2 protein-coding genes are annotated in these 1,354 nt (G+C 53.6%); both read left to right on the plus strand.

Going from position 1 to position 1,354, the window contains the following annotated elements; translation table 11 throughout:
• A partial coding sequence (locus F5971_RS18280; RefSeq protein WP_193496573.1) for an electron transfer flavoprotein subunit beta/FixA family protein occupies positions 1 to 456 on the plus strand: 456 nt, incomplete at its 5' end.
• The coding region (locus tag F5971_RS18285; protein ID WP_193496575.1) for an electron transfer flavoprotein subunit alpha/FixB family protein at positions 453 to 1,354 on the plus strand (902 nt) is incomplete at its 3' end. The genes F5971_RS18280 and F5971_RS18285, both read left to right, overlap by 4 nt.

The following is a 1,354-nucleotide window of genomic DNA, read 5'->3' on the forward strand; positions in this document are numbered from 1 at the left end:
ATCCTTGCTAAGGTCGCGGAAACTGAACAGCCCGGTCTGATTCTATTGGGCAAGCAAGCCATCGATTCTGACAACAACCAGACCGGCCAAATGCTGGCGGCCTTACTGAACCGCCCACAGGCCACCTTTGCTTCAGAAGTTAAGGTTGAAGGGGAGCATCTGCTGGTGACACGTGAAGTGGACGGTGGTTTGCAAACACTGAAACTGACACTGCCAGCCGTCGTGACCACTGATCTGCGCTTGAACGAACCCCGCTACGCATCCTTGCCGAATATCATGAAGGCCAAGAAAAAGCCCCTAGAGGTTAAAACCGCTGAAGACTTAGGCGTAACGGTCAGCAGCAAGATTCGTTTGCTGGGCGTTGAGCCACCCGCGGAACGCAGTGCCGGGATTAAAGTCGGGTCTGTCGCAGAATTAGTTGAAAAACTTCGGAATGAAGCCAAGGTGATCGCATGAGTATTTTAGTCCTTGCAGAACATGACAATCAGTCATTAAAGCCCGTTACCCTGAACGTTATCGCCGCTGCAACCGTGATAGGTGGCGATATCACCCTGTTGGTGGCGGGTCATCAATGTGGTGAGGTTGCTGAACAGGCGGCTCAGGTGGTTGGGGTGCAAAAAGTACTGCTGGCCGATGCGCCAGCCTATGCCCATCAGTTGGCGGAAAATGTGAGCCAGTTACTCCTAGAGCAAGCACAAGGCTGCAGTCATGTGTTGGCCGCGGCAACCACCACCGGCAAAAACGTCCTGCCACGTGTTGCCGCCTTGCTTGGTGTGAATCAAGTCTCCGATGTGCTGGCAATCGAGGCCCCTAATCGTTTCAAGCGTGCGATTTATGCGGGTAATGCGATTGCTCAGGTTGAGTCTGATGAGTCTGTGCAAGTGTTGACCATTCGTGGCACCGCCTTTGATCCAGTCGCAGCAACGGGTAACAGTGCCAGTGTTGAGCGCGTAGAGTCTGTGTTTGAAAGCGCAGATGTTAGCTTTAGCCATGAAGCCTTGGCAAAATCTGATCGCCCCGAATTGACGGCGGCCAGCATTGTTGTATCGGGCGGACGTGGCTTAGGCAATGGCGAGAATTTCGACATGCTGTACAAGGTGGCCGATAAACTGGGTGCGGCTGTGGGTGCTTCGCGAGCAGCCGTGGATGCCGGTTACGTTCCCAACGATATGCAGGTGGGGCAGACGGGTAAGTTGGTCGCGCCGGATCTGTACATTGCGGTGGGTATTTCGGGTGCGATTCAGCACTTAGCCGGGATGAAAGATTCAAAAGTGATCGTAGCGATCAATAAAGATGAAGAAGCCCCGATATTCCAAGTGGCCGATTATGGACTGGTGGCGGATCTGTTTGAGGC

Source organism: Nitrincola alkalisediminis (assembly GCF_009821115.1).
Lineage (GTDB): Bacteria > Pseudomonadota > Gammaproteobacteria > Pseudomonadales > Balneatricaceae > Nitrincola > Nitrincola alkalisediminis.